The sequence below is a fragment of the Variovorax sp. GW460-12-1-14-LB1 genome, from assembly GCF_059423605.1.
Window position 1 is genome coordinate 65,273 of the sequence record NZ_JBWKYF010000006.1, and the last position, 24,044, is coordinate 89,316.

Sequence of the window (24,044 nt, forward strand, 5' to 3'; positions counted from 1 at the left end):
CATGCTGTGAGGTCGATGCCGCTTTGGCGTCCAGCCCGCAAACCCCGCGCAATCGCGCAAAGTGGCAGGCCAGGCACCCAAGTCAAGCCGACACCCACGAAACACCGATACGGAATACCCAGCCTGCAGCTTCCAAGCTGCAGGCGGATCGAAGCGAGTCCCTTGTTGTGTTGATGCTGCTGATTCAAATATGCCTGCGCTGGTCGACCTGGTTTCGACCAGTCGCCTCAGGCATTGAATCGCCCGCAGTGCGCGCCACCCTTGCGCAACCGGCTGTCAAAAAGGCAGCCACCCAACACCGAATCTGGCTCGCGCCCATCCACGCGCCCCCACCCCGGCTGTCTTCTTGAGCTGACGCTCGAGAGGCCTGTTCGCGCTTGGCGCGGCAGTCACAGCATCCGGGGCCAAGCGGCAATTCCCTGGTTTCGCGGGCGTCGTCCGTGCATCGTTGGCTCGTCATGAGCCGGTAGAACGATACATATAAGGACAACGCATCATGAAGCGGATGCTGATCAATGCCACGCAGGCCGAAGAACGCCGCCTGGCCATCGTCGACGGGCAGAAACTGCTCGACTACGAAATCGAAATCGAAGGGCGCGAACAGCGCAAGGGCAACATCTACAAGGCGGTCGTGACCCGCGTCGAGCCGTCGCTCGAAGCCTGTTTCGTCGACTACGGCGAAGACCGCCACGGCTTCCTGCCGTTCAAGGAAATCTCCAAGCAGTACTTCGCCGAAGGCGTGTCGGCCAGCCAGGCCCGCATCCAGGACGTGATCCGTGAAGGCCAGGAACTCACCGTCCAGGTCGAAAAGGAAGAACGCGGCAACAAGGGCGCCGCCCTCACCACCTTCATCTCGCTGGCCGGCCGCTATGTCGTGCTGATGCCCAACAACCCCCGTGGCGGTGGCGTGTCGCGCCGCATCGAGGGCGACGACCGCGCCGAACTCAAGGAGGCGATGGACCAGCTCGAGTACCCGAAGGGCATGAGCATCATCGCGCGCACCGCCGGCATCGGCCGCTCGGCGCCCGAACTCCAGTGGGACCTGAACTACCTGCTCAAGCTGTGGACCGCCATCGACGGCGCGGCCAAGGGCGGCAAGGGCGCTTTCCTGATCTACCAGGAATCGTCGCTCGTCATCCGCGCCATCCGTGATTACTTCAATCACGACATCGGCGACATCCTGATCGACACCGACGACATCTACGACCAGGCGCAGCAGTTCATGGCGCACGTCATGCCCGAGCATGCCGCCCGCGTGAAGCGCTACCGCGACGACGCGGCGCTGTTCAGCCGCTTCCAGATCGAGCACCAGATCGAGTCGGCCTACGCCCGCACCGTGCAGTTGCCCTCGGGCGGCGCCATCGTGATCGACCACACCGAAGCGCTGGTGTCGGTTGACGTGAACTCGGCCCGCGCCATCAAGGGCGGCGACATCGAAGAGACCGCCACCCGCACCAACCTCGAAGCCGCCGACGAAGTGGCCCGCCAGATGCGCCTGCGCGACCTGGGCGGCCTGATCGTCATCGACTTCATCGACATGGACGAGTCGAAGAACCGCCGCGAAGTCGAAAGCCGCCTGCGCGACGCGCTCCGGCAAGACCGCGCCCGCGTGCAGTTCGGTTCGATCAGCAAGTTCGGCCTGATGGAAATGAGCCGCCAGCGCCTGAAGCCGGCGCTGTCCGAAGGTTCGTCGATCCCCTGCCCCCGCTGCGGCGGCTCGGGCCACATCCGCGACACCGAATCGAGCGCCCTGCAGATCCTGCGCATCATTCAGGAAGAGTCCATGAAGGACAACACGGCCGCCGTGCATGTGCAGGTGCCCGTGGAAGTCGCTTCGTTCCTGCTGAACGAAAAGCGCCCCGAAATCGCCAAGATCGAGCTCAAGCAGCGCGTCACCGTGCTGATGGTGCCCAACAAGACGCTCGAAACGCCGAACTACAAGCTCGAGCGCCTCAAGCACGACGATCCGCGCCTCGATCACATCGAAGCCAGCTACAAGATGGCCGACGAGATCGAAGACCCGACCTCGGTCACGCGCCGTTCGCAAGAACCCACCAACAAGCAGACGCCGGTCATCAAGGGCGTGCTGCCCGACGCACCCGCGCCCGTGGTGCCGCCCAAGCCCGAAGCGGTGCGCGCTGCGCCTGCTCCCGCGCCGGTGGCCCCGCCCGCGGTGGTCGCTCCGGCCCCGGCACAGACCGGCTTCATGGCCTGGATCAAGAGCTTCTTCGGCGGCGCCTCGCCGGCGCCCGCACCGGCACCGGCCCCCAGCGCCATTCCGGTCGAAGCACCGAAGCCCCGCCGCGAAGGCGGTCGCCCGGGCCGTGACGGCGAAACGCGCGGTGCACGTGGCGCCGACGGCGAACAGCGCCGCGGCGGACGCGGCGGCGAAGGCCGTGGCGAAGGCGGCGGCCGTTCGGGTGGACGCGACGGCGACCGCCGTGGCGGACGCGGTGGCGAGCGCCGTGAAGGCGGCGAACGCCGCGGCGAGGCTCGCAACAACGAGCAGCGCAACGACAGCACCAACCCGGCACGCGAGCAACGCGAGCCCCGTGAAGCACGCGCACCGCGCGACGGCGAACAACGCCGTGGCGGTCGCGGCGAGCGCCGCGAAGGTGGCGAAGGCCGCAACGCACCGGCCGAAGCCCTGCTCGACGGCAACCTGAACCTCGACGCGCAACAACAACAGCAGCCGGCACCCGGCGGCGACGAGAACGGCAATGCCGCAGCGGAACGCGCACCGCGCGCCCGCGGCGAGCGCCGTGAACGTGGCGAGCGTGGTGAACGTGGCGGCGAACGCAACGAGCGCGGTGAGCGCAACGGCGACGCGCAGCAGCAACAGCCGCGCGATGAAGCAGCAACCGCCGGCGACGGCGAGCGCCAGCCCCGCAACGGCCGTGGCGACGAGTCGCGCGGCCCGCGCGGCGAGCGCAACGACGGCCGCCGCGAGCGCCGCAACGACGCGCCTGCCGCCAACGAAGGCGACGCACGCGTGGCCGAATCGGCTTCCGCCGGCGATGCCGAGCAAGGCAACAACGAAGGCAACGAGCAGCAAGCCCCGCGCCGCGAAGGCGAAGAGCGCCGCGGCCGTTCGCGCGACCGTTACGGCCGTGACCGCCGCGAACGCGGTCCGCGTGACGACGCCGGCAACGGTGGCAACGAAGCCAACGGCGCAGACGCCGCACCGGTCGCCGAAGGCGCCGTGGCTGCCGAAGCCCAGGCCGAGCGCCAGCCGCAGCAGCAACTGCCGCTGGTGGCGGAAGCCGCCGCAGTGGCCGTGGTGGCCACCGCGGTCGAAGTGCGCGAACCCGCGCCGCAGGTGCAGGAGCAGCCGCGCTTCGAGCGCCCCGCCGCGCCCGCACCGGCACCCGTCGCAGCGCCCATCGTGGTCGAAGCCGCGGCCAAGCCCGCAGCAGCAGCGCCCGCCGGCAACGGCCGCGCACTGCCCAAGGTGCAGGCCTTCGAACTGCCGCTGAACGAACTCGCGCAGATCGCCGAAAGCTCGGGCCTGCAGTGGGTCAACTCGGATGCCGAGCGCATCGCGCAGGCGCGCGCCGCGATCGCCGCCGAGCCGAAGCCGGTGCACGTGCCGCGCGAACGCCCGCCGGTGATCGTGCTCGACGAAGGTCCGCTGGTGCTGGTCGAAACCCGCCGCGACCTCGGTTCGATGTCGCTGCCGTTCGAGCAGCAGCAGCCGCAGGAACAGCAGCGCTCGCTCTGAGCCCTGCCTCCTCGCAAATGAAAACGGCGCCTTCGTGGCGCCGTTTTTTTTGCTTCGGAGTTCAGGCCTGCTGCGGCAGCGCCTCGACGCCGGGCAGGTCCGGCATCTCCAGGATCAGCTGCCCGAAGCGGCAAGCGCACGGCGTCTTGCCGTTCTCGCTCCAGATCAGCGAGAAGTTCACGCTCGGCAGCGGCGGCAGGCCGTAGCGGCCGTCGACGATCTTCATGCCCGGCTCCACCTCTTCGCGCGTGAGCACCGTCACGGCAAGCCCCGCCAGCACCGCCGCGCGGATGCCCTGCGGACTGGCCGAGGTGAAGACCACGTGCCAGTCGAGCGACGCCAGGTCGAGCGCCGACCCGGCCACCTGCCGGTTGACGCAGGGCTTCGGAAAGAAGGCCAGCGGCAGCGACGCGCCCTTCGGCGCCTCGAAGGCCTCGGCCGCGGCCCACACCAGTTGCGTGCGCCGCAGGCAGGTGCCCTCCACCACGTCGGGCGGCGACATCACGACCGCGAGGTCGAGCTCGCCGGCGCGGATGGCCGCGCGCAAGTCGGTGTGCATGCTCACGCAGACCTCCATGCGCACCGCCGGGAACCCGCGCGCGAACTGCGAGAGCAGCGGCGGCAGGCGGTCGCCCATGAAGTTGTCCGGCACGCCGAAGCGCACCACGCCCGAGATCGGCGAGGGCTGGAAGCGCCGCGTCATCGCGTCGAGCGTGTCGAGGATCTGCGTTGCGTAGCGCAGGAAGTCTTCACCGTCCTCGGTCACCGTGAGGCAGCGCGTCGTTCGGTGCAGCAGCGGCCGGCCCACCTGCTCCTCGAGCTTGCGGATCTGGTGGCTGATGGCCGACTGGGTCAGGTGCAGGCGCTCGGCGGCGCGCGTGAAGCCGCCGGTTTCCTTGACGGCCACGAAGGCGCGCAACAGCGTGGGGTCGAAGTCCATGGCGAGTTTTGATCAATGATGTTTCCTAATGAATTCTAGGAAATCAAATCATTTCCATCATGAAGAGGGTTTCACCAGAATCGGCCGCTCTGCCTTTTTGGAAACCGTCCGATGTCCCTCTCCCCTGCCGGCAAGAACCGGATCGCCCTGTCCGCGGTCTGCCTGATTGCCTTGATGTTCGGCCTGGAAATCTCCAGCGTGCCGGTCATTCTTCCCACGCTCGAAAAATCACTGCATGGCGACTTCAGCGACATGCAGTGGATCATGAACGCCTACACCATCGCCTGCACCACGGTGCTGATGGCCGCCGGCACGCTGGCCGACCGCTACGGCCGCAAGCGCGTGCTGATCGTCGGCGTGGTGCTGTTCGGCGCCACCTCGCTGGCCTGCGGCGTCGCGGGCAATGCGCCGGTGCTGATCGTCAGCCGCTTCCTGCAGGGCCTGGCCGGTGGCGCGATGCTGATCTGCCAGCTCGCGGTGCTCTCGCACCAGTTCCAGGAAGGCAAGGAACGCAGCAAGGCCTTCGCCATCTGGGGCGTGGTGTTCGGCATGGGGCTGGGCTTCGGGCCGATCGTCGGCGGCGCGATCGTCGCGCTGTCGAGCTGGCACTGGGTGTTCCTGGTCCATGTGCCGCTGGCCGTGGTGGCGCTGGCGCTGGTCCTGGGCAGCGTGGAAGAGTCCAGCGACCCCGACGCGAAGCGGCTCGACCTGCCGGGCATCGTCACGCTGTCGCTCGCGGTGTTCGGCCTCACCTACTTCATCACGCAGGGGCCGGGCCTGGGCTTCGCGAGCCCCATGGCCGTGGGCATCCTCGTGGCGACGCTGGCCTGCTTCGCGGTCTTCGTGTGGGTGGAGAAGATCAACCCGCACCCGATGTTCGACTTCTCGGTGTTCCGCATCCGCAATTTCTCGGGCTCGATCGTCGGCTCCATCGGCATGAACTTCAGCTTCTGGCCGTTCATGATCTACCTGCCGATCTACTTCCAGAGCGGCCTGGGCTACGACGCCGTCACGGCCGGCTCGGCGTTGCTGGCCTACACGCTGCCTACGCTCGTGCTGCCGCCGCTGGCCGAGCGGCTGTCGATGCGCTACCGGCCCGGCGTGGTCATTCCGGCGGGGCTGTTCGTGATCGGCCTGGGCTTCGTCGCGATGCGCTGGGGCAGCGGCGTGGCGCATGCGAGCTGGCTCACGCTGCTGCCCGGCTGCCTGCTGGCCGGCATCGGGCTGGGGCTGACGAACACGCCCGTGACCAACACCACCACCGGCTCGGTGTCGAGCGCGCGCGCGGGCATGGCCTCGGGCATGGACATGAGCGCGCGGCTGATCACGCTGGCTATCAACATTGCGCTGATGGGGTTCCTGCTGCTCGAAGGCATTCACGCGCACCTGAAGAGCGCCCTGTCGGCGTCGCTCGATGCGGTGCAACTGCGCGCGCTGGCGGAGAAGGTCGCGGCGGGCAGCTTCGCGTCGCTGCCCGAGCAGTTCCCGGCGCTGGTACAGGCTGATCCGTCGGGCGCCGCCGTGCATGCGGCGCTGGTGCACAGCTTCGGCTGGGTGATGCTCTACGGCGGGATCGGGGTGTGGGTGCTGGCCGGCTTCAGCCTGCTGATCTTCGGCAACGGCAAGCCGTCGGCACGAACAACGGGCCTGGCGACCGCCAAGGAATCCGCGTGCCCCTGAAGCCGGCGGACCGAGGCAACGCTCAGGGGGTGTTGTCGACCTGCGCCGCGCGCTTCCACGCGTCGGCGGCCTGCGCGTGGTCTTCGCGCGCCTCGGCCAGCTGGGCCAGCGCGAGCCAGGCGCGCCGGTAGAGGTCGGGGTCCTGCAAACCGAGCCCGGCCTGCGTGAGCAGCTGCTGGGCCTTGCCCCAGAGCTGGCGCTTCATGCAGGCCATGCCGGCGAGGTACTGCAGGTTGGCGTCGCGCGGGTTGTTGCGCTGCGCGCTTTCGATGCGTGCGAGCCAGTCGGCGTCCACCGAATCGAGCCCCGCTTCGAGTGCGCGCGTGAGCTTCACGCGCAGCCCATCGCCGAGGCCGCGCGGGTTCGCCACCATGCGCTCCCAAGCCGGCAGCAGCCAGCCGCGTGCCAGTGCCAGGTCACCACGCAGCGCGACCATGCGCTGGGCCGCGTGGATGGCCACCTCGGGCATCTGGCGTTCGGCGGAATCGAGTTCGGACCATGCGCGCAGCAGCTGCGCCGGGTCGTGCGCGCCGGTCAGCAGCTCGGTCGCGAGGCCGCGCACGATGCTTTGCGCCGCCGCGTCGGAGAAGGCGCGGTGCTTGGCCAGCAGGCGCGCGGTGTCGAGCGCCTCGACCGTGCGACGGTCCTGCCGCGCGGCCTTGAGCCGCAGCCGCAGCGCCAGCGTGCGGCGCTGCGCGCCTTGCGGCAGTTCTTCGAGCCGTGCGAGCGCGGCCGTCGGGTCGCGGTCGTCGAGCGCCCAGCGTGCGGCGCGCAGTTGCACGCCTTCGCGGGTTTCGGGGCTCGCGAGCACGGTGCGGTCGGCGCTTTCGTTGAGGGCCTGCTGCAGGTGGGCATCGCGCGCCGCCTTGTCCTGCAGGGCCTGCGCGCTTTCGGCGGCCAGCAGGTGCGACAGCACCCGCACCTGTTGCGCCTGCGGCAGGTCGGCACCGAGCGCGGCCAGTGTTTTTTCCTGCGTGAGCGCAGCCTGCGCGGCCTTGCGGGCGCGCGAGAAGCGGCCGGCGATCAGCTGCACCATCGCATCGAGCAAGGCGGAGTGCAGCATGCGTTCCTTCTGCTGCAGCCGCCAGTGGCGCGCCTGCGTGGGCAGCGAGAACAGCGCCGCGAGCGCGCGCAACGCAACGTGCAGCAGCACGAAGGTCAGCAGCAGGATCACGAGCACGAGGTTCAGCGAGAGGTCGACCCGCCACGGCGGCCAGAACACGGTGATCGTGCCCTGGTTGTTGCCGGCGAAGAGCGCCACCGCCGCGGCGACGGCGAACAGCGCGAGGAGCCAGATTGCAGCGCGCATGAGCGGATCAGCGCCCTGCGGCCGCGGTGGTCAGCGCGGCCAGCGTGTCGTCGATGCGCACCGGCTCCGTGCTGCGCACGAGCTGCTGCAGTTGCTGCAGCTGCGTGGCCGCGGCCTGCGTGCGGCGCGAGGCCGGATCGAAATAGCGGTTGAGCGATGTGGTGACCTGGCCCAGTTCGCCGCGCGCGGCGTCCATCTGGCGCGACAACAGCGACAGCCGCGCGTTGAGCAGCTTGAGCTTGAGGTTCTCGCGCAGGAAGTACGACTGCTCGGGCGCCAGCAGCACCGCCTCGGGGCTCTCGATGCGGCCCACGCGCACCAGCGAGCGGGCCTCGCCGCGGATGGTCAGCAGCACACGCTGCCACCAGGGCGCATCAGCGGGAATGGGTTCGGGACGCCAGGCGTTGACGCCGTTGCCGCGCACGGCCACCGCGTTGAGCGTGGGCAGGTCGTCCACGCTGCGCACCAGTTCGTCGAGCTTCTGCAGCGCTTCGGCGCTGTCGGTGCTGGCGCTGCTGCGCAGGCGGTCGGCATCGCGCTGCATGGCGCGCTGCACGGGCGCCAGCCGCGGTTGCGCGGCGCGTGCGATGCGCAGGTCGCCGGCCTTGAGCGCGGCGAGCAGCGGCTCGAGGCTGCCGGTGACCTGTGCCTGCTGCAGCGCGAGGCGCACGGCGGATTCGATGTCGATCACCAGGTTCTCGTCGCGCGAACGCGAGAGGCTTTGAATGAGTTCTTCCAGCTGTGAGCGCTGCAGCGCGACTTCGGCCACGCGGGTCTCAATGAGGGCCACGCGGGCGGCGGCATCGCGCACCGTGTCGCTGGCCTGGCGCGCCAGCGTGCGCGCTTCCATCGACTGGGCGGTGGCCTCGGCGCTCTGGCGCGCGAGCTGTTCCTTCATGCCGCCGACCTTCTGCCACAGCGCGATGGTCGACAGCAGCGCGATCAGCGCCACGAGGGCCACGAGGCCCATGCCGATGCGTGCCAGCAGGGTGGCCGCAGCCGCCTGGGCGGCGGGCGTCTGGTGCGGCGCCACCGTGGCGGGCACCTGCACCGGGGCGGCGGAAGGGGGAGAAAGGTCGTCGGACGGGGACGCGGCGCTCATGCGAAGGATTCTATCGACGCGATCAGCGCTTCCCGCAGGGGTGTGCAGACACGCAACGCCCCGAAACCCGCGGCCTGTGCGGCTTCGCCGATGCGTGCATGGGTGGCGATGGCGCGCGCGGCCTGCCACGAGGTGCCCGGCATGGCGCGCTGCAGGTTGCCGATGGCTTCCGAGCTGCTGAAGAGCCAGATGCCGTGTCCGCCTGCGGCTTCGGTCGCGATACGGCGCTGCGCCTCGTCGAGCGCGGGCGCGAGGCGCCGGTAGGCCACGACGGTGTCGCGCACGCCGCCGGCGGCATCGATCTCGCGGGCCAGCCATTGGCGCCCGGCCGGCTGGCCGGCCTCGTCGCCGCCGCGCACGATGAGCACGCGCACGCCCGGCGACACCTGCCCGTGGGCCAGCGCCCACAGCGCCTCGGAGTCGAAGCGCGTGGCGCCGGGTGGCGGCGCGTCGATGGCGGCGGGCGGCACGCCGGCGCGCAGCAGCGCGCGCTCGGTGCCGGGGCCGGTGGCCCAGAAGCGGCAACCGGCGAGTGCCGAGCTCCCCCGGTGCTGGAAGAAGTGGTCGACGGCGGTGGCGCTCACGAACATCAGCGCCGCGTAGTCCGCGAGCCGTGCCCACGCGGCGCGCAGCGGCTCCACATCGAGCGCAGGCGCAATGGCGATCAGCGGCAGCGCCACGGCCTCGAGACCGGCCGCTTGGAAATCACGAACCCACGCCGCCGCTTCGTGCGCCGGCCGCGTGACGATGACAGGCCCCGCGCGCATCGCTCGGCGCCCACCGTGATCAGTGGGCACCGGCGTCGCGCAGCAGCCCGGCGGCGTGCTGGCCGAGGGCATCGGCCCCCGCGAAGTCGCCGGCCTCGGCCTGCGCGTGCACGCGCACCAGCGGCGCATCGCCTTCCGGGTCGCCCCAGGCGGCGTCAATGCGCAGCGTGCCGTCGGGCTGGCGGCGCGCATGGGCCGCGAGCGGCATGGAACAGCTGCCGCCCATCGCGCGGCTCACGGCGCGCTCGGCGGTGGTCGAGAGCCAGTCGCCCTTGTGGGCGAGCGGCGCCAGCAGGTCGATGAGGTCCTGGCGGTCGGCGCGCACCTCGATGCCGAGGGCGCCCTGCCCTGCGGCGGGCAGCATGGTGTCGGGGTCGAAGGCGACGCGGATGCGGTCTTCGAGGCCCAGCCGCTTGAGCCCGGCCGCCGCGAGCACGATGGCGTCGTAGTGGCCTTCGTCGAGCTTGCGCAGGCGGGTGTCGAGGTTGCCGCGCAGCGGTTCGATGCGCAGGTCGGGCCGCTGCGCGCGCAGCAGCACCACGCGGCGCAGGCTGGAGGTGCCGACCACCGCGCCCTGCGGCAGCTCGTCGAGCGAGGCGTAGCGCGGCGACACCAGCGCGTCGCGCGGGTCCTCGCGCTCCAGCACGCAGGCCAGCGTGAAGCCCTCGGGCAGCTCCATCGGCACATCCTTGAGCGAATGCACGGCGATGTCGGCGCGCCCGTCTTCGAGCGCGGCTTCGAGTTCCTTGACGAAGAGGCCCTTGCCGCCGACCTTGCTCAGCGTGCGGTCCAGGATCTGGTCACCACGGGTCGTCATGCCCAGCAGGCTGACCGTGTGGCCTCGTTCTTGCAAAAGCGTTTGCACGTGTTCGGCCTGCCACAGGGCCAGCCGGCTTTCGCGCGTGGCGATCACGATGTTGCTCAAGATCGCTCCCAAAAAAGTACATGGTTTCTGACCTCTGGAATGCTAGCATGTTGCGCCGCAGCAACGGAGGCGGCGCGTCCATTCAAGTCCCCAGGAACAACATCGAATGAAAGCCAGCAAGACTCCTGCATCTCCCGCCAAGCGCCGCCAGACCGAAGACCAGCCATTGATCGACGACATCCGGCTGTTGGGCCGAATCCTCGGCGACGTGATCCGGGAGCAGGAGGGTGACGAAACCTACGCGCTGGTCGAGAAGATCCGCACCCTGTCGGTGTCGTTCCGGCGCGACGCCGACCATGCCGCCGACCGCGCGCTGAAGAACCTGCTCAAGGGCCTGAGCGCCGCCGAAACGGTGCGCGTGATCCGCGCCTTCACCTACTTCAGCCACCTGGCCAACCTGGCCGAAGACCGCCACCAGATCCGCCGCCGCACCGAGGCCGAGCGCGAGGGCGTGCAGGCCGACGGCGACCTGCAGACCGCCCTGGCCCGCATCCGCAAGGCCGGCATCAAGCCCGACGAGATCGTCGCCTCGCTGGCCCACAGCTACGTCTCGCCCGTGCTCACGGCGCACCCGACCGAAGTGCAGCGCAAGAGCATCCTCGACGCCGAGCGCGCCATCGCCCTGCTGCTGACCACGCGCGACGAGATCAAGCTGCGCCAGAACGCCTATGCGGGCGGCAAGGACGCGCTCTCGCCCATCGAGCTGGCCGACAACGAAACCCAGGTGCGCATCCGCGTCACGCAGATCTGGCAGACGCGCATCCTGCGCTTCTCCAAGCTCACGGTGGCCGACGAGATCGAGAACGCGCTGAGCTACTACGAAGCCACCTTCCTGCGCGAAATCCCGCGCGTGTACGCCGACCTCGAGAAGGCCCTGGTGCAAGGCGGGCAGACGCCCTCGGTCGCGCCCTTCCTGCGCATGGGCCAGTGGATCGGCGGCGACCGCGACGGCAACCCCAACGTCACGGCCGAAACGCTCGAGTACGCGCTGAGCCGTCAGTCGGAACTCGCGCTGCGCCATTACCTCACCGAGGTGCACTACCTGGGCGGCGAGCTGTCGCTGTCGGCCACGCTGGTCGACGTGTCGGTCGAGATGCAGGCACTGGCCGAGCGCTCGCCCGACACCAATGAGCACCGCAAGGACGAGCCCTACCGCCGCGCCCTCACCGGCGTGTACGCGCGCCTGGCGGCCACGCTGCGCGAACTCAGCGGCGGCGAGGCCGCGCGCCATGCGGTCGCGCCGCAGAACCCGTATGCGAACGCCGAAGAATTCCTGGCCGAGCTGCGCACCATCGAAGAGTCGCTGGTCGAGAAGCACGGCACCGTGCTCGCCGCGCCGCGCCTGCGCCCGCTGATCCGCGCGGTGGAGGTGTTCGGCTTCCACCTGGCCACGGTCGACCTGCGCCAGAGCTCCGACAAGCACGAGGCCGTGATCGCCGAGCTGCTGGCCACCGCGCGCATCGAACCGTCGTATGCGTCGCTGGCCGAAGAGGCCAAGCAAACGCTGCTGCTCAAGCTGCTCGACGACGCGCGTCCGCTGCGCGTGCCCGACGCCGACTACTCGCCGCTCGCCAGGAGCGAGCTGGCCATCTTCGCGGCCGCGCGCACCGCGCGTGCGCGCTACGGCGCGGCGGCCATCCGCCACTACATCATCAGCCACACCGAAACGGTGAGCGACCTGCTCGAAGCACTGCTGCTGCAAAAGGAAGTGGGCCTGCTGCGCGGCGCGATGGACAGCAACGCGACCTGCGACCTGATCGTGGTGCCGCTGTTCGAAACCATCGAAGACCTACGCAACGCCGCGCCCATCGTGCGCGCCTTCTACGCGCTGCCGAGCATCCAGGCGCTCATCGAACGCTCGGGCGCCGAGCAGGACGTGATGCTGGGCTACTCCGACAGCAACAAGGACGGCGGCATCTTCACCAGCAACTGGGAGCTGTACCGCGCGGGCATCGCGCTGGTGTCGCTGTTCGACGAGCTGAACAAGAAGAAAAAGAACCCGATCCGCCTGCGCATGTTCCACGGCCGCGGCGGCACGGTGGGCCGCGGCGGCGGCCCGAGCTACCAGGCCATCCTGGCGCAGCCGCCCGGCACGGTGCGCGGCCAGATCCGCCTGACCGAGCAGGGCGAAGTGATCGGCTCGAAGTACGCCAACCGCGAGATCGGCCGACGCAACCTCGAGACGCTGGTGGCCGCCACGCTCGAGGCCACGCTGCTGCCGCAGGGCAAGTCGGCGCCGGCGAACTTCCTCTCGGCCGCGGGCGAACTCTCGACCGCGAGCATGGCCGCGTACCGCAAGCTCGTGTACGAGACCCCGGGCTTCGGCGACTACTTCTTCGGCTCCACGCCGATCCGCGAGATCGCCGAGCTCAACATCGGCTCGCGCCCCGCCTCGCGCAACCCGAGCCACAAGATCGACGACCTGCGCGCCGTGCCATGGAGCTTCAGCTGGGGCCAGTGCCGTCTCACGCTGCCGGGCTGGTTCGGCTTCGGCTCGGGCGTGGAGCAGTTCCTGGCCGCCGCCGGCACCGCCGCGGGCAAGAAGGAGCGCCAGGCGCTGCTGCAGCGCATGTACGCGCAGTGGCCGTTCTTTCGCACGCTGCTGTCGAACATGGACATGGTGCTGGCCAAGAGCGACCTCGCGCTGGCCTCGCGCTATGCCGAGCTGGTCACCGACCGCAAGCTGCGCCAGAAGGTGTTCTCGATGATCGAGGCCGAATGGCAACGCACCTCGGACGCGCTCACGCTCATCACGGGCGCCAAGCAGCGGCTCGAGGGCAATGCCGAGATGCAGCGCTCGGTGCGCCACCGCTTCCCGTACATCGACCCGCTGCACCACCTGCAGGTCGAGCTGATGCGGCGTTATCGCGCGGGCGACGGCGGCGAGCGGCTGCAGCGCGGCATCCACATCTCGATCAACGGGGTGGCGGCGGGGCTGCGCAACACGGGCTGACCTGCACACGGCCTCCATGGACAAAGGGCGCCTTGTGCGCCCTTTCCTACGTGCGCTGTCGGCAATGAGGTACCTGTAAGGTCATTTAAAAGGGTACGGTCGGGACACGTTCACAGTTCTCGCAATCGCGCGGCAGCTCGAAGTCGTTTCACAGGAGCCCGTTGCAATGTCCGTCCCGCAGTCCCTTTCCCATTCTCAGATCGATTTCGTCGGCAGCGATTTCGAAGCCCTGGCTTCCCACATGCACCACTGTGCACGTGCCCACGGGCGATGGTTCTCGCTGCGAAGCCACATGCAACGTGTGCGCGCGCTCGCTGCGGGTCGCATTGTCACGATGGCCTGCGTGGCCGTGGTGTTGGGCATCGGCCTGTTCGCGGTCACTTGAGCGCCGCTGCCGTCGTCGACCGCCTCCAAGGGCTCAGTCACTACGCCCGGACCCTTCTGCTCGGTCCGCACGACCCGGTAGCCCTCCCGATCCGCGCCGAACTCTTCGGCGCCCAACGTTTCGAACAGCACGGCCACAGCCTGGCCCGTGCCCAGGTGGTGGAAGACGAACACCACCGCGCGCGCGAAGGCGCGCCCTTCTTTCCGCGTGTCGATGAGAACCTCGAGTCGCTGCGCGCCGCCTTCGACTACATCGCGCTGATCTCGCTGAGCGGGCGCTATGTGTCGCCGGCGGCCGAATGGCTGCTCGACAACTTCCACCTCGTCGAGGCGCAGCTCCAGCAGATCCATGACGGCGTGCCGCGCAGCTACTACGCGCGCCTGCCCAAGCTCGTCACGCCGCCGCTGGCGGGACTGCCGCGCGTGTACGGCATTGCGTGGGCCTATGTGGCGCACACCGACAGCGTGCTCAACAAGACGCTGTTCACGGCCTTCCTCAACGCCTACCAGGACATCGACGAGCTCATGCTCGGCGAGCTGTGGGCGCTGCCCACCACCCTGCGCGTGGTGCTGCTCGAAAACCTGCGCCGCGTGGCCGAGCGCATCGCCGAGAACAAGGTCGCGCGCGAGATCGCGCATGCGGCCTGGGACGCGGCGCCGCATCTCTCGGTGCAGGACCTCGATGTGCTCTACCGCGCGCTGCAAAGCCACGGCCTGCAGGACAGCTACCTCACGCAGCTGTGGCAGCGCCTGCCCGTCGAGCACGGCGACGACATGCCCGCGCTGGTGCGCTGGACCGAACAGCACTGCCCCAACGGCCCGGCGCTGATCGGCGACGCGCAGAACGCGCAGGCCGCGGCCAACCTCACGGTCGGCAACATCATCACGACCTTGCGCATGATCGGCCAGGTCGAGTGGAGCGACCTCATCGAGCCGGTGAGCCGCTCGCTGCGCGTGCTGCGCGAACTGCCGAGCTTTGCGAACGAGAGCGAACTCACGCGCCAGCAGATCACGCATGCGATGGAGCAGGTGGCGCGCAGCACCGAACGGCCCGAGCGCGAAGTGGCGCAGGCCGTGGTCACGCTGGCATCCAGCGCGCCGGCCGACGAAGCCGGCGCAGAGACCGACCGCGCCGACGGCACCGCCGGCTACTACCTCTTCGGCCAGGGCCGGCCCGCGCTGATTGCATCGCTGCAGGCGAACGCAGCGCCGGACCAGGCCGCACGCACCGCACACACACGCCCCGCGCGCAGCCATCGCGGCTGGCGCCTGCCCGTCTACGTGGGGTCCGTCGCCCTCGGCACCGCGCTGCTGCTGGCCGCCGTGCTGCACGGCCTGCCGCATCGCGGCGACTGGACCGCGGTCGCGGCGTTGCTGCTGCTCGCGTGGCCGCTGTCCGAGGCGCTGATTGCGCTGGCGCAACGCATCATGGCGGAGTCGGTGCGCGTGCAGGCCCTGCCACGCCTCGATTTCGCGAACGGCATTCCCGAACGGCACCGCGCGCTCGTCGTCATGCCCACGATGCTGGGTTCGACCGCGAACAACGCCAAACTCGCGCACCGGCTCGAACTGCACTGGCTCGCCAACCGCGAGCCCCACGCGCAGTTCGCACTGCTGACCGACTGGGCCGACGCTTCGCAAGCATCGATGCCCGACGACGCGCCCTTGCTCGATGACGCCCAGCAACGCATCGCCGCGCTCAACGCCAAGTACCCGCCGGCCGAAGGCACGGCGCCGCGCTTCCTGCTGCTGCACCGCCCGCGCAGCTGGAGCGAGACCGAGCAGCGCTGGATGGGCTGGGAGCGCAAGCGCGGCAAGCTCGAAATGCTGATGCGCCTGCTGGCCAGCGGCGACGCCAGCGGCTTTCTGCCGCTCGCACCGGGCCAGCAGCTCGCGCCCGGCCGCACGCCCTATGTGCTGACGCTCGACAGCGACACGGGCCTGCCGCCCGGCGCGCTGCGCGACCTCGTGTCCATTGCCGCGCATCCGCTGAACGCGCCCGAGATCGACATGCCGAGCCGGCGCGTGGTCGCGGGCTTCGGCATCCTGCAGCCGCGCATCGTCACGCCGTTCCCGATGCGCAGCGAGCGCTCGTTCTTCCACTGGGTGTTCGCCGGGCAGTGCGGGCTCGACCCGTACGGCAGCGGCGCGTCCGACATCTACCAGGACGTGTTCGGCAGCGGCTCCTTCACCGGCAAGGGCTTGCTCAACGTGCGCGCGGTGCACGCCACGCTGAACGACCGCCTGCCCGACAGCGCCGTGCTGAGCCACGACCTGCTCGAAGGCAGCGTCGCGCGCTGCGCGATGGTCAGCGACGTGGTGCTGGTCGAAGACCATCCGCACCATGCCGGCGTGGCCGCCTCGCGTGTGCACCGCTGGGTGCGCGGCGACTGGCAGCTGCTGCCGTTGATGTGGCGCGCGCGCCGTTTCGGCATCGACGCGCTGGGCCTGTGGAAGATGAGCGACAACCTGCGCCGCTCGCTGGTGGTGCCGGCGTCTTTCGCGCTGCTGGTGCTGGTGATCTTCACGCAGGCCATGCCGCTGGGCTGGGCGCTGGCCGCCGTCGGTGCGGCGCTCACGCTGGGCCCGCTGCTGGGCGCGCTGGCCGGCCTGGTGCCGACACGCCGCGCCATCGAGCTGCGCCACTTCTTCGACGCGGGCGCGGTCGAGCTGCTGCGCGCCCTGGCCGGTGCGGCCTGGCAGTTCGTGCAGCTGGCGGCGCAGACGCGCCTGCTGCTCGACGCGGCCTTCCTCGCCACCTGGCGGCTGGTCGTGAGCCGCAGGCACCTGCTGCAGTGGACGACGGCCGACCAGGCGCAGGCGCAATCGAGCCAGCGCCTGAAGCCCTTCGTGCGCAGCGCGGCCCTCAGCAGCGCGGTGTGCCTGGTGCTGGCCGTGCTCGCCAACTGGAGCGCCTGGCCGGTGCTCGGTCCCCTGCTCTTCGTGCTGTGGTCGCTGGCGCCCCTCGCGGCCTGGTGGGGCAGCCGCGTCGATACGCAAGCCGAGGACCCGCTCGCGCCCGCGCAACGCAGCTACCTCGAGACGCTGGCGCACGACACCTGGCGCTTCTTCGAGCACGTGGTCGGCCCGGACGACCACCACCTGCCGCCCGACAACCTGCAGCTCGAACCGCAGCCGACCCTCGCGCACCGCACCTCGCCGACCAACATCGGCATGTACCTGCTGGCCACCTGCTGCGCGCGCGAGTTCGGCTGGATCGACACACAAGCCCTGCTGGCGCGCCTCACGGCCACGCTCGACACCGTCGACCGCATGCACAAGCACAACGGCCACCTGTTCAACTGGTACGACACGCAGACGCTCAAGCCGCTGCCGCCGGACTATGTGTCCAGCGTGGACAGCGGCAACTTCGCGGGCCACCTCGTGGCCGTGGCGCAGGCCTGCCGCGCCTTCGCAGCGGACGCAAGCTGCCAGCCCCATGAAGCACCCGCACTGGAAGCACTGGCCCGACGCTGCGCCGCGCTGCACGACGGCATGGATTTCAGCGGCCTCTACGACGCCAAGCGCCACCTGTTCCACATCGGCCTGCGCGTCGAAGAGAACGTGCTCGACGCGAGCTACTACGACCTGCTGGCCTCCGAGTCGCGCCTGCTGAGCTTCCTGGCGATTGCGAAGGGCGACGTGCCGCGCCGCCACTGGATGGCACTGGGTCGGCCGTTCCTTCTGGTGGGCTTCCAGCCCAGCCTGAAATCATGGTCGGGCTCGATGTTCGAGTACCTCATGCCGGCGCTCGTAATGACCGAGCCCACCGACGGCCTGCTGCAGGTGGCCAATGCCGCGGCCATCGCCGAGCAGCAGGCCTTCGGCCGTGCGCAGAACATGCCGTGGGGCGTGTCCGAGTCGGCCTACTTCGCGCAAGACCATTCGCTGGCGTACCAGTACTCGCCCTTCGGCGTGCCGCGCCTGGCGCTGCGGCGCACGCCGCCGACCGACCGCGTGGTGGCGCCCTACGCCAGCCTCATGGCCGCGCCGTTCGCGCCCGAAGCGGCGGTGCGCAACCTCGCGCTGCTCGAATCGCTCGGCGCGCGCGGCGAGTTCGGTTTTCACGACGCGATCGACTTCACCACCTCGCGCCAGGCCGAGGGCCAGGACTTCACCGTGGTGCGCAACTTCATGGCGCACCACCAGGGCATGTCGCTGGTGGCGCTGTGCAACGTGCTGCGCGACGACGCGCCGCGCCGCTGGTTCGGCAGCGCCGCGCTGGTGCAGGCGCACGAGTCGCTGCTGCACGAGCGCACGCCGCGCCAGATCATCGGCAGCGCCGACCCGCGCACGCCGCCCGAGCCCAGCCAGGCCGAGCTGGCGCCGCTGTTCCAGCCGCGCGTGGTCGATCCGACGGGGCCGGGCTTCCAGCCCACGCACCTGCTGTCGAACGGCCGCTACACGGTGGCGCTGCGGGCCAACGGCGCGGGCGTGAGCCGCTGGCGCGCGTTCAACGTGACGCGCTGGCGCGACGATCCGCTGCGCGACAGCTACGGCACTTTCTTCTACGTGCGCGATATCGAAAGAGATGGAGGGCAAGCCGAGCTCACCTCGCTCACCGCCCTGCCCGCGCCCGGCGCCGACTGGCACTACCGCACCCGCTTCCTGGCCGACCAGGTGCAGTTCGATGCGACCGGCCCCGGGCTGCAGGTGCGCACCACGGTGCTGATCAGCCCCGAGGACGACACCGAGCTGCGCAACATCACGCTGCACAACTCGGGCGACGAAACGCGCACGCTCGAACTCATCTCGTACTTCGAGCCGGTGCTGTCGAACCCCAAGGCCGACGAGGCGCATCCGGCCTTTGCCAACCTGTTCGTCGAATCGCGCTGGGAGCCCACGTGGCGCGCGCTGCTGCTGTCGCGCAAGCCGCGCCTGCATGGCGATGCGGTGGTGGCCGCGGTGCACTTCGTGGCCTCGGTCGATGCCCACGTGCTGTCGATCGACTGCATGACCGACCGGCGTGCCTTCATCGGCCGCAACCGCACGCTGGCCGACCCTGCGCTCGACCCGCAGCCGCTCACGGCCCAGGGCAAGCAGGTGAACGGCCTGGACCCCATCGCCTGCCTGCGCGTGCGCCTGTCGATCGCGCCGGGCACCACCGCGCGCCTGAGCTTCGCCACCGCCGCCGACGAGAGCATCGAGGCGCTGATGCCCTGCATCGACCGCTACCTGCAGCCCATGCACGTGGAGCGCGCCACCCGCATGGCGGCCACGCTGGCGCAAGTGCGGCTGCGCGACCTGAGCATCGCGCCCGCGCAGAACCTGGCGCTGCAGGACCTGACGACCATCCTCACCTACACCACGCCGCGCGTGATGCGCGACCGCGGGCTGATCGACCTGCGCCAGATCTGGCGCTTCGGCATCTCGGGCGACAAGCCCATCGTGCTGGTCTACATCCACTCGATGAACGGCATGGGCCTGATCAACACGCTGCTGCGCGCGCAGCCGTGGTGGGGCTTCGGCGGCGTGGCCTGCGACCTCGTGGTGCTCAACAGCGAACCGAACTCGTACCTCATGCCGCTGCAGCGCGAGATCGAGATGCTGCGCACGCGCGTCGCACAGCAGACGCAGAACAGCTTTCCGCGCAACGACACCGCCGGCTTCTACCTCTTGCGCGACCAGGACGTGGTGCCGTCGGAAAAGGCCGCGCTCTCCAGCCTGGCGCGCATGGTGTTCACGGCCGACGGCCGCGCGCTCGAAGTGCAGGTGGCGGCGTTGCATGAGGCACGCAGCCCGACGATCGCCGACGACAGCAGCGCGCCGGTGCAGCACCGCACGCCGCTGCTGACGCGGCAGGCCACCTCGTCGAATGTCACCGCAGCCACCGGCGACTTCGACGCCGAGAGCGGCGAGTTCCGCTTCGAGGTCGGTCCCGACCGCCGCACGCCGCGCCCGTGGATCAACGTGATCGCCAACGCCACCTTCGGCTTCCAGGTGTCCGAATGGGGTACCGGCTACACCTGGGCCGGCAACAGCCGCATGCACCAGGTCACGCCGTGGTCCAACGACCCGGTGCAGGACCCGGCCTTCGAGCACTACCTGCTGCAGGACGTGGCGACGCGCGAGATGCTGCCGCTCACGCCCGCTGGCGGTGGCGACGGCGCCACCCGCCACCGCGTGCGACACGGCCAGGGCTACACCGTCTTCGAGTGCCGCCAGGGCGACCTCGCACTCGAAACCACCTTCTTCGCGGACCGCGACGAGGCCGTCAAGCTGGTGCACGTGCGCGTGCGCAACGAAGGCGCCGGCCAGCGCCGCTTGCGTGCGCTCGCGATGGTCGAGTGGCAACTGGGCGCCGCGCGCGGCGAACGGCGCACCGTGCATTGCTGGAAGCCCGAAGACCAGCCGGCCGTGTTCGGCCAGCAACGCGAATCGAGCGCGGGCTTCGGCGGCAGCGCGGCCTTCCTGCTGCTCGCCGGCCTGCAAGGCGCGACGACCGGGGCCACGCAATGGACCTGCGACCGCAGCGAGTTCTTCGCCGGCCGCGGCATCGTCGAAGTGCCCGACACGCTGGCGCGGCGCGCCGGCAGCGGGCTCGATGCCTGCGCGGCCCTCGGCGGTGAGTTCGTCGTGGCGGCGGGCGAGACCGCAAGCTTCAGCTTCGTGCTGGGCCACGCGGGCAATGCCGACGCGGCGCTCGAGCTTGCGCGCCGCTGGCGGCAGCGCGACGTGCCCGAGGCGCTGGCGCAGGTGCGCGGCTTCTGGGACGACTTGCTGGGCCGCCTGCAGGTGCGCACGCCCGATCCGCTGTTCGATGCGCTGGTCAACCGCTGGCTCGTGTACCAGACGCTGGCCTGCCGGCTCTGGTCGAAGGCCGGCTTCTACCAGGCCGGCGGCGCCTTCGGCTTTCGCGACCAGCTGCAGGACGCGATGGCCTTCGCGCTCACCGACCCGCCGCGCCTGCGCGCGCAGATCCTCGTGAACGCGGCGCGCCAGTTCCCCGAAGGCGACGTGCAGCACTGGTGGCACATGCCCGGCGGCGCCGGCGTGCGCACGCATTTCTCCGACGACCTGCTGTGGCTGCCGTACGCGTCGGCGCACTACGTCGAGGTGACGGGCGATGCGTCGCTGCTCGACGAAATGGTCGGCTTCATCGAAGGCCCCGGCATTCCCGAGGGCGCCGAAGACGCCTACTACGCGCCGCAGAACAGCGGCCGCATGGCCACCGTGTTCGACCATGGCGCGCGCGCCATCGACCGCAGCCTGAAGACCGGCGTGCACGGCCTGCCGCTGATGGGCACCGGCGACTGGAACGACGGCATGAACCGCGTCGGCCACGAGGGCCGCGGCGAATCGGTGTGGCTCGCGTGGTTCCTGTGCAGCGTGGTCGAGCGCTTCGCGCCCCTCGCGCAAGCGCGCGGCGAACACGAGCGCGCCGCGCGCTGGACCGAAGCGCGCACGGGCTGGATCGCCGCGCTGCACGACGCCGGCTGGGACGGCGCCTGGTTCCGCCGCGCCTTCTTCGACAACGGCGCGCCGCTGGGCTCGTCGATCAACGGCGAGTGCCGCATCGACCTGATCGCACAGGCCTGGTCGGTGCTCTCGGGCGCCTCGGACGCGGCCCACACCGGCCCGGCCATGGCCGCCATCGGCAAGCACCTGCACGACGAACCGGCCGGCCTGCTGCGGCTGCTGGCACCGCCGTTTTCCCAGTCGACCCCCAACCCGGGCTACATCCAGGCCTACCCGCCGGGCGTGCGCGAGAACGGCGGCCAGTACTCGCACGGCGCCGTGTGGGCGCTGATGGCACAGGCGCTGCAGGGCGACCATGAAGCGGCCTGGCAGAGCTTCGAGGGCCTGAGCCCGGCCCACCGTTCGCAGCACCCCGCGCGCGGCCCGGTCTACGAGCTGGAGCCCTATGTGATGGCAGGCGACGTCTACGGCGCTGCGCCGTATGTGGGCCGGGGCGGCTGGAGCTGGTACACCGGCTCGGCCGCGTGGTTGCACCGTGCGGCCGTCGAGACCTTGCTGGGCCTGACTGTGAAGGGCAGGCAGTTGTCGATGACGCCACATGTGCCCGCGCACTGGCCAGGCTTCGAGCTCGCGCTGCGGCTCGGCCAGCGCCGACTCACACTGCAGTGGGGCACCGTCGAAGGCGCCGCCGCGCCGACGCACCACGTGGCGGTGGGCGAATGGATCGACTGGCAGGCGCTGCCGGCGGATGCGGTGCTGCGGGTCGCTCAAGCGGCAGGCAAGGGGCAGATGACGGCGTAGGTTATGGTCCGGACCCGCTTTCACCCCGCGCATTCATGACCAAAATCCAGTTCCGTCGACGCGTCATCGTCCTGATCCTCCTGTGCGTGGCCGTGGGCGGCGGCGTCGTGCGGCACTACGCGGCGCCCGGCACCACCACGCGCGACATCGCCACGCTGCTGATGGTGCTGTGGGTGCCGATCATCGGCAACGTGATCGGGTGGCTCATCGGCAAGCTGCCGCGCCGCACGCCCAAGCAGGCCCCGCCCGCGGGCTTCGACGCGCTGCCCGAGTTCACGCCGCACCTGGCCGTGGAACTCACCTTCCGCCGCCCCTCGGTGCCGGCGCAGGACGTGCCGCTGGGCCCCGGCGAGTACCGGGGCGCGCTGGTGCTCGACACCGAAGGCTTCTCGGCGCGCTGGCGCGTGCCGCAGGGCACATCGCTCGCGCGCGGCACGCCGGTCGCGCTCGACATCGAGTTTCTCTCGCCGGCCGTTGCGCAGCCGAAGTTCGTGCAGGGCACGGCCTTCCGCGTGCTGGTCGACGAATCGTTCGTGGCCGATGGACAGGCGCTGCAGTTGCGCCCTGCCCACACTTAATCTCGGCAACTCAAAAAGACGGTGATGGCGAAAGGCGCCATTGCCGCATCCCCGGGCGGCTGCAGACAGCAAAGGGGTCGATTGTTCGCCGCAGGGAAACTGTCTACTGCTCCACCGCCCCTTGGTCGCAAGGCGGCCGGCTCGCACACTCCAATGCCCCCTCACCGGCATTGGCGTCTTCATCGCCGATGCGTTCAAGGACTGCATCTCCATGATGAATTCTTCCGGCAGCAACCCCTGCATCGACGACCTGGCGGCGCCCGCGCGCGACGCCGTGGCCGCCCCTACCCGCTCCGCTTGGCTCGCGGTCGGCTCCATTGCCGTCGGCACCTTCGCGATGGTGTCGACCGAGTTCATGCCCATCGGCCTGCTCACCGACATCGCGCGCGGCCTGAACGTGTCGGACGGCACGGCCGGCCTGATGATCACCATGCCCGGCGTGCTCGCCGCCTTCGCCGGGCCGGCGCTGATCGTCGCGTCGGGCCGGCTCGACCGGCGCACGGTGCTGATCGCGCTCACACTGCTCTTGATCGCCTCGAACCTGCTGGCCGCGTTCGCGCCCAACTTCACGACCATGCTGGTCGCGCGCCTGATGCTCGGCCTGGCCGTGGGCGGCTTCTGGACCTTCGCGCCCGCCGCCGCCACGCAGCTCGTGCCCGACGCCTCGAAGGCGCGCGCCATGTCGCTGGTGCTGGCCGGCGTGTCGGCCGCCACGGTGCTCGGCGTGCCCGCGGGCTCGTGGCTGGGCACGATGTTCGGCTGGCGCGCCTCGTTCGCCGTGACCGGCGCGCTGGCTGCGGCGGTGCTGCTGGTGCAGCTGTGGCTGCTGCCCGCGATTCCGCCGCAACGCGCCATCGGTGCGCGCGACCTGCTCACGCCGCTCACGCGCCGCATGGCGCAGGTCGGCCTGCTCGCGGTGCTGTTCTTCATCGCCGGCCACTTCGCGGCCTACACCTACCTGAAGCCGCTGCTGCAGCAGGTGTTCGGCCTGCAGGCCAACGCGGTCTCGACGCTGCTGCTGGTCTACGGCGCGGTGGGCTTCATCGGCACCTTCCTCGGCGGCAGCCTGGTGGCGCGCAGCGTGCGCGGCACCACCTTGCTGGCGGCGCTGATGCTCGCGACGGCCTTGCTGCTGTCGACGCTGATCGGCACCGGCATGGTGGCCGGCGCGGTGGTGGTGGTGATCTGGGGCGTGGCCTTCGGCCTGATTCCGGTGGCGCTCACCGGCTGGATGATGGAAGCCGTGCCCGACGCACAGGAAGCCGGCCAGGCCCTGCTGGTGACGGGCTTCCAGGTGGCGATCGCCTCGGGCGCGCTGATCGGCGGCCTGATGGTCGACAGCCGCGGCATCTCGCCCACGATGGTGCTCAGCGGCGTGCTGGTGCTGATCGCCGCGCTCATCGTCGGCACGCTGGGCCGCGCACGCGGCGGCGCGGCGCCGCTGGCGGCGATTCCGGAGTAAGTA

Annotated in this window: 12 protein-coding genes; 7 read left to right on the forward strand and 5 right to left on the reverse strand. The window is 70.2% G+C overall.

Annotated elements, in window-relative coordinates; translation table 11 throughout:
• The first annotated feature begins 496 nt into the window (after positions 1-496).
• Positions 497-3,721, forward strand: a complete 3,225-nt coding sequence (locus AC07Y4_RS04955; protein WP_495274258.1) for an Rne/Rng family ribonuclease — start codon at positions 497-499, stop codon at positions 3,719-3,721.
• Positions 3,722-3,782: 61 nt separating this feature from the next.
• Here the strand turns inward: AC07Y4_RS04955 and AC07Y4_RS04960 are convergent, their stop codons facing one another.
• Positions 3,783-4,661, reverse strand: a complete 879-nt coding sequence (locus AC07Y4_RS04960; protein WP_495274259.1) for a LysR family transcriptional regulator — start codon at positions 4,659-4,661, stop codon at positions 3,783-3,785.
• 111 nt (positions 4,662-4,772) lie between these two features.
• Here AC07Y4_RS04960 and AC07Y4_RS04965 point away from each other — a divergent pair, with 111 nt between their 5' ends.
• Positions 4,773-6,341, forward strand: a complete 1,569-nt coding sequence (locus AC07Y4_RS04965) for an MFS transporter (RefSeq protein ID WP_495274260.1) — start codon at positions 4,773-4,775, stop codon at positions 6,339-6,341.
• 22 nt (positions 6,342-6,363) lie between these two features.
• Here the strand turns inward: AC07Y4_RS04965 and AC07Y4_RS04970 are convergent, their stop codons facing one another.
• The 4 genes from AC07Y4_RS04970 to hemC are packed head-to-tail and all read right to left on the reverse strand — an operon-like array spanning position 6,364 to position 10,444.
• Positions 6,364-7,650 carry a heme biosynthesis protein HemY gene (locus AC07Y4_RS04970; protein ID WP_489057935.1) on the reverse strand — a complete coding sequence of 429 codons (1,287 nt, stop codon included), beginning with the start codon at positions 7,648-7,650 and terminating at the stop codon, positions 6,364-6,366.
• Between the two features lie 7 nt (positions 7,651-7,657).
• Positions 7,658-8,752: a uroporphyrinogen-III C-methyltransferase gene (locus tag AC07Y4_RS04975; RefSeq protein ID WP_062482753.1), complete on the reverse strand. Its 1,095-nt coding sequence runs from the start codon at positions 8,750-8,752 to the stop codon at positions 7,658-7,660.
• Positions 8,749-9,519 carry a uroporphyrinogen-III synthase gene (locus AC07Y4_RS04980; protein WP_495274261.1) on the reverse strand — a complete coding sequence of 257 codons (771 nt, stop codon included), beginning with the start codon at positions 9,517-9,519 and terminating at the stop codon, positions 8,749-8,751. Before AC07Y4_RS04980 ends, AC07Y4_RS04975 begins: the two co-directional genes overlap by 4 nt.
• A 19-nt stretch (positions 9,520-9,538) precedes the next feature.
• Entirely contained in the window at positions 9,539-10,444 is a 906-nt protein-coding gene (hemC, locus tag AC07Y4_RS04985; protein WP_255221109.1) for a hydroxymethylbilane synthase, read from the reverse strand.
• A 106-nt stretch (positions 10,445-10,550) separates the two neighbouring features.
• Between hemC and ppc the strand changes: the two genes are divergently transcribed.
• The 5 genes from ppc (at position 10,551) to AC07Y4_RS05010 (ending at position 24,041) form a co-directional block, all read left to right on the forward strand.
• On the forward strand, positions 10,551-13,397 hold the full coding sequence (gene ppc, locus AC07Y4_RS04990; protein ID WP_495274262.1) for a phosphoenolpyruvate carboxylase: 2,847 nt from the start codon (positions 10,551-10,553) through the stop codon (positions 13,395-13,397).
• Between the two features lie 166 nt (positions 13,398-13,563).
• The gene (locus AC07Y4_RS04995; protein ID WP_062474298.1) at positions 13,564-13,782 is read left to right on the forward strand and encodes a hypothetical protein; all 219 of its coding nucleotides are present in this window, start codon (positions 13,564-13,566) and stop codon (positions 13,780-13,782) included.
• Positions 13,779-22,001, forward strand: a complete 8,223-nt coding sequence (locus AC07Y4_RS05000; RefSeq protein WP_495274263.1) for a glycoside hydrolase family 94 protein — start codon at positions 13,779-13,781, stop codon at positions 21,999-22,001. The genes AC07Y4_RS04995 and AC07Y4_RS05000 overlap by 4 nt, the downstream gene beginning before the upstream one ends.
• A 35-nt stretch (positions 22,002-22,036) precedes the next feature.
• Entirely contained in the window at positions 22,037-22,579 is a 543-nt protein-coding gene (locus AC07Y4_RS05005) for a hypothetical protein (protein ID WP_495274264.1), read from the forward strand.
• Between the two features lie 211 nt (positions 22,580-22,790).
• Positions 22,791-24,041 (forward strand): MFS transporter, encoded by a 1,251-nt coding sequence (locus AC07Y4_RS05010; RefSeq protein WP_062474304.1) that lies wholly within the window; start codon positions 22,791-22,793, stop codon positions 24,039-24,041.
• The last annotated feature ends 3 nt before the right edge of the window (positions 24,042-24,044 follow it).

Excerpts from the sequence above, each read along its gene's own strand:
- AC07Y4_RS04955 (WP_495274258.1), top strand. The coding sequence starts at position 497 with ATGAAGCGGATGCTGATCAATGCCACGCAGGCCGAAGAACGCCGCCTG.
- AC07Y4_RS04960 (WP_495274259.1), bottom strand. The coding sequence starts at position 4,661 with ATGGACTTCGACCCCACGCTGTTGCGCGCCTTCGTGGCCGTCAAGGAA.
- AC07Y4_RS04965 (WP_495274260.1), top strand. The coding sequence starts at position 4,773 with ATGTCCCTCTCCCCTGCCGGCAAGAACCGGATCGCCCTGTCCGCGGTC.
- AC07Y4_RS04970 (WP_489057935.1), bottom strand. The coding sequence starts at position 7,650 with ATGCGCGCTGCAATCTGGCTCCTCGCGCTGTTCGCCGTCGCCGCGGCG.
- AC07Y4_RS04975 (WP_062482753.1), bottom strand. The coding sequence starts at position 8,752 with ATGAGCGCCGCGTCCCCGTCCGACGACCTTTCTCCCCCTTCCGCCGCC.
- AC07Y4_RS04980 (WP_495274261.1), bottom strand. The coding sequence starts at position 9,519 with ATGCGCGCGGGGCCTGTCATCGTCACGCGGCCGGCGCACGAAGCGGCG.
- ppc (WP_495274262.1), top strand. The coding sequence starts at position 10,551 with ATGAAAGCCAGCAAGACTCCTGCATCTCCCGCCAAGCGCCGCCAGACC.
- AC07Y4_RS04995 (WP_062474298.1), top strand. The coding sequence starts at position 13,564 with ATGTCCGTCCCGCAGTCCCTTTCCCATTCTCAGATCGATTTCGTCGGC.
- AC07Y4_RS05005 (WP_495274264.1), top strand. The coding sequence starts at position 22,037 with ATGACCAAAATCCAGTTCCGTCGACGCGTCATCGTCCTGATCCTCCTG.
- AC07Y4_RS05010 (WP_062474304.1), top strand. The coding sequence starts at position 22,791 with ATGATGAATTCTTCCGGCAGCAACCCCTGCATCGACGACCTGGCGGCG.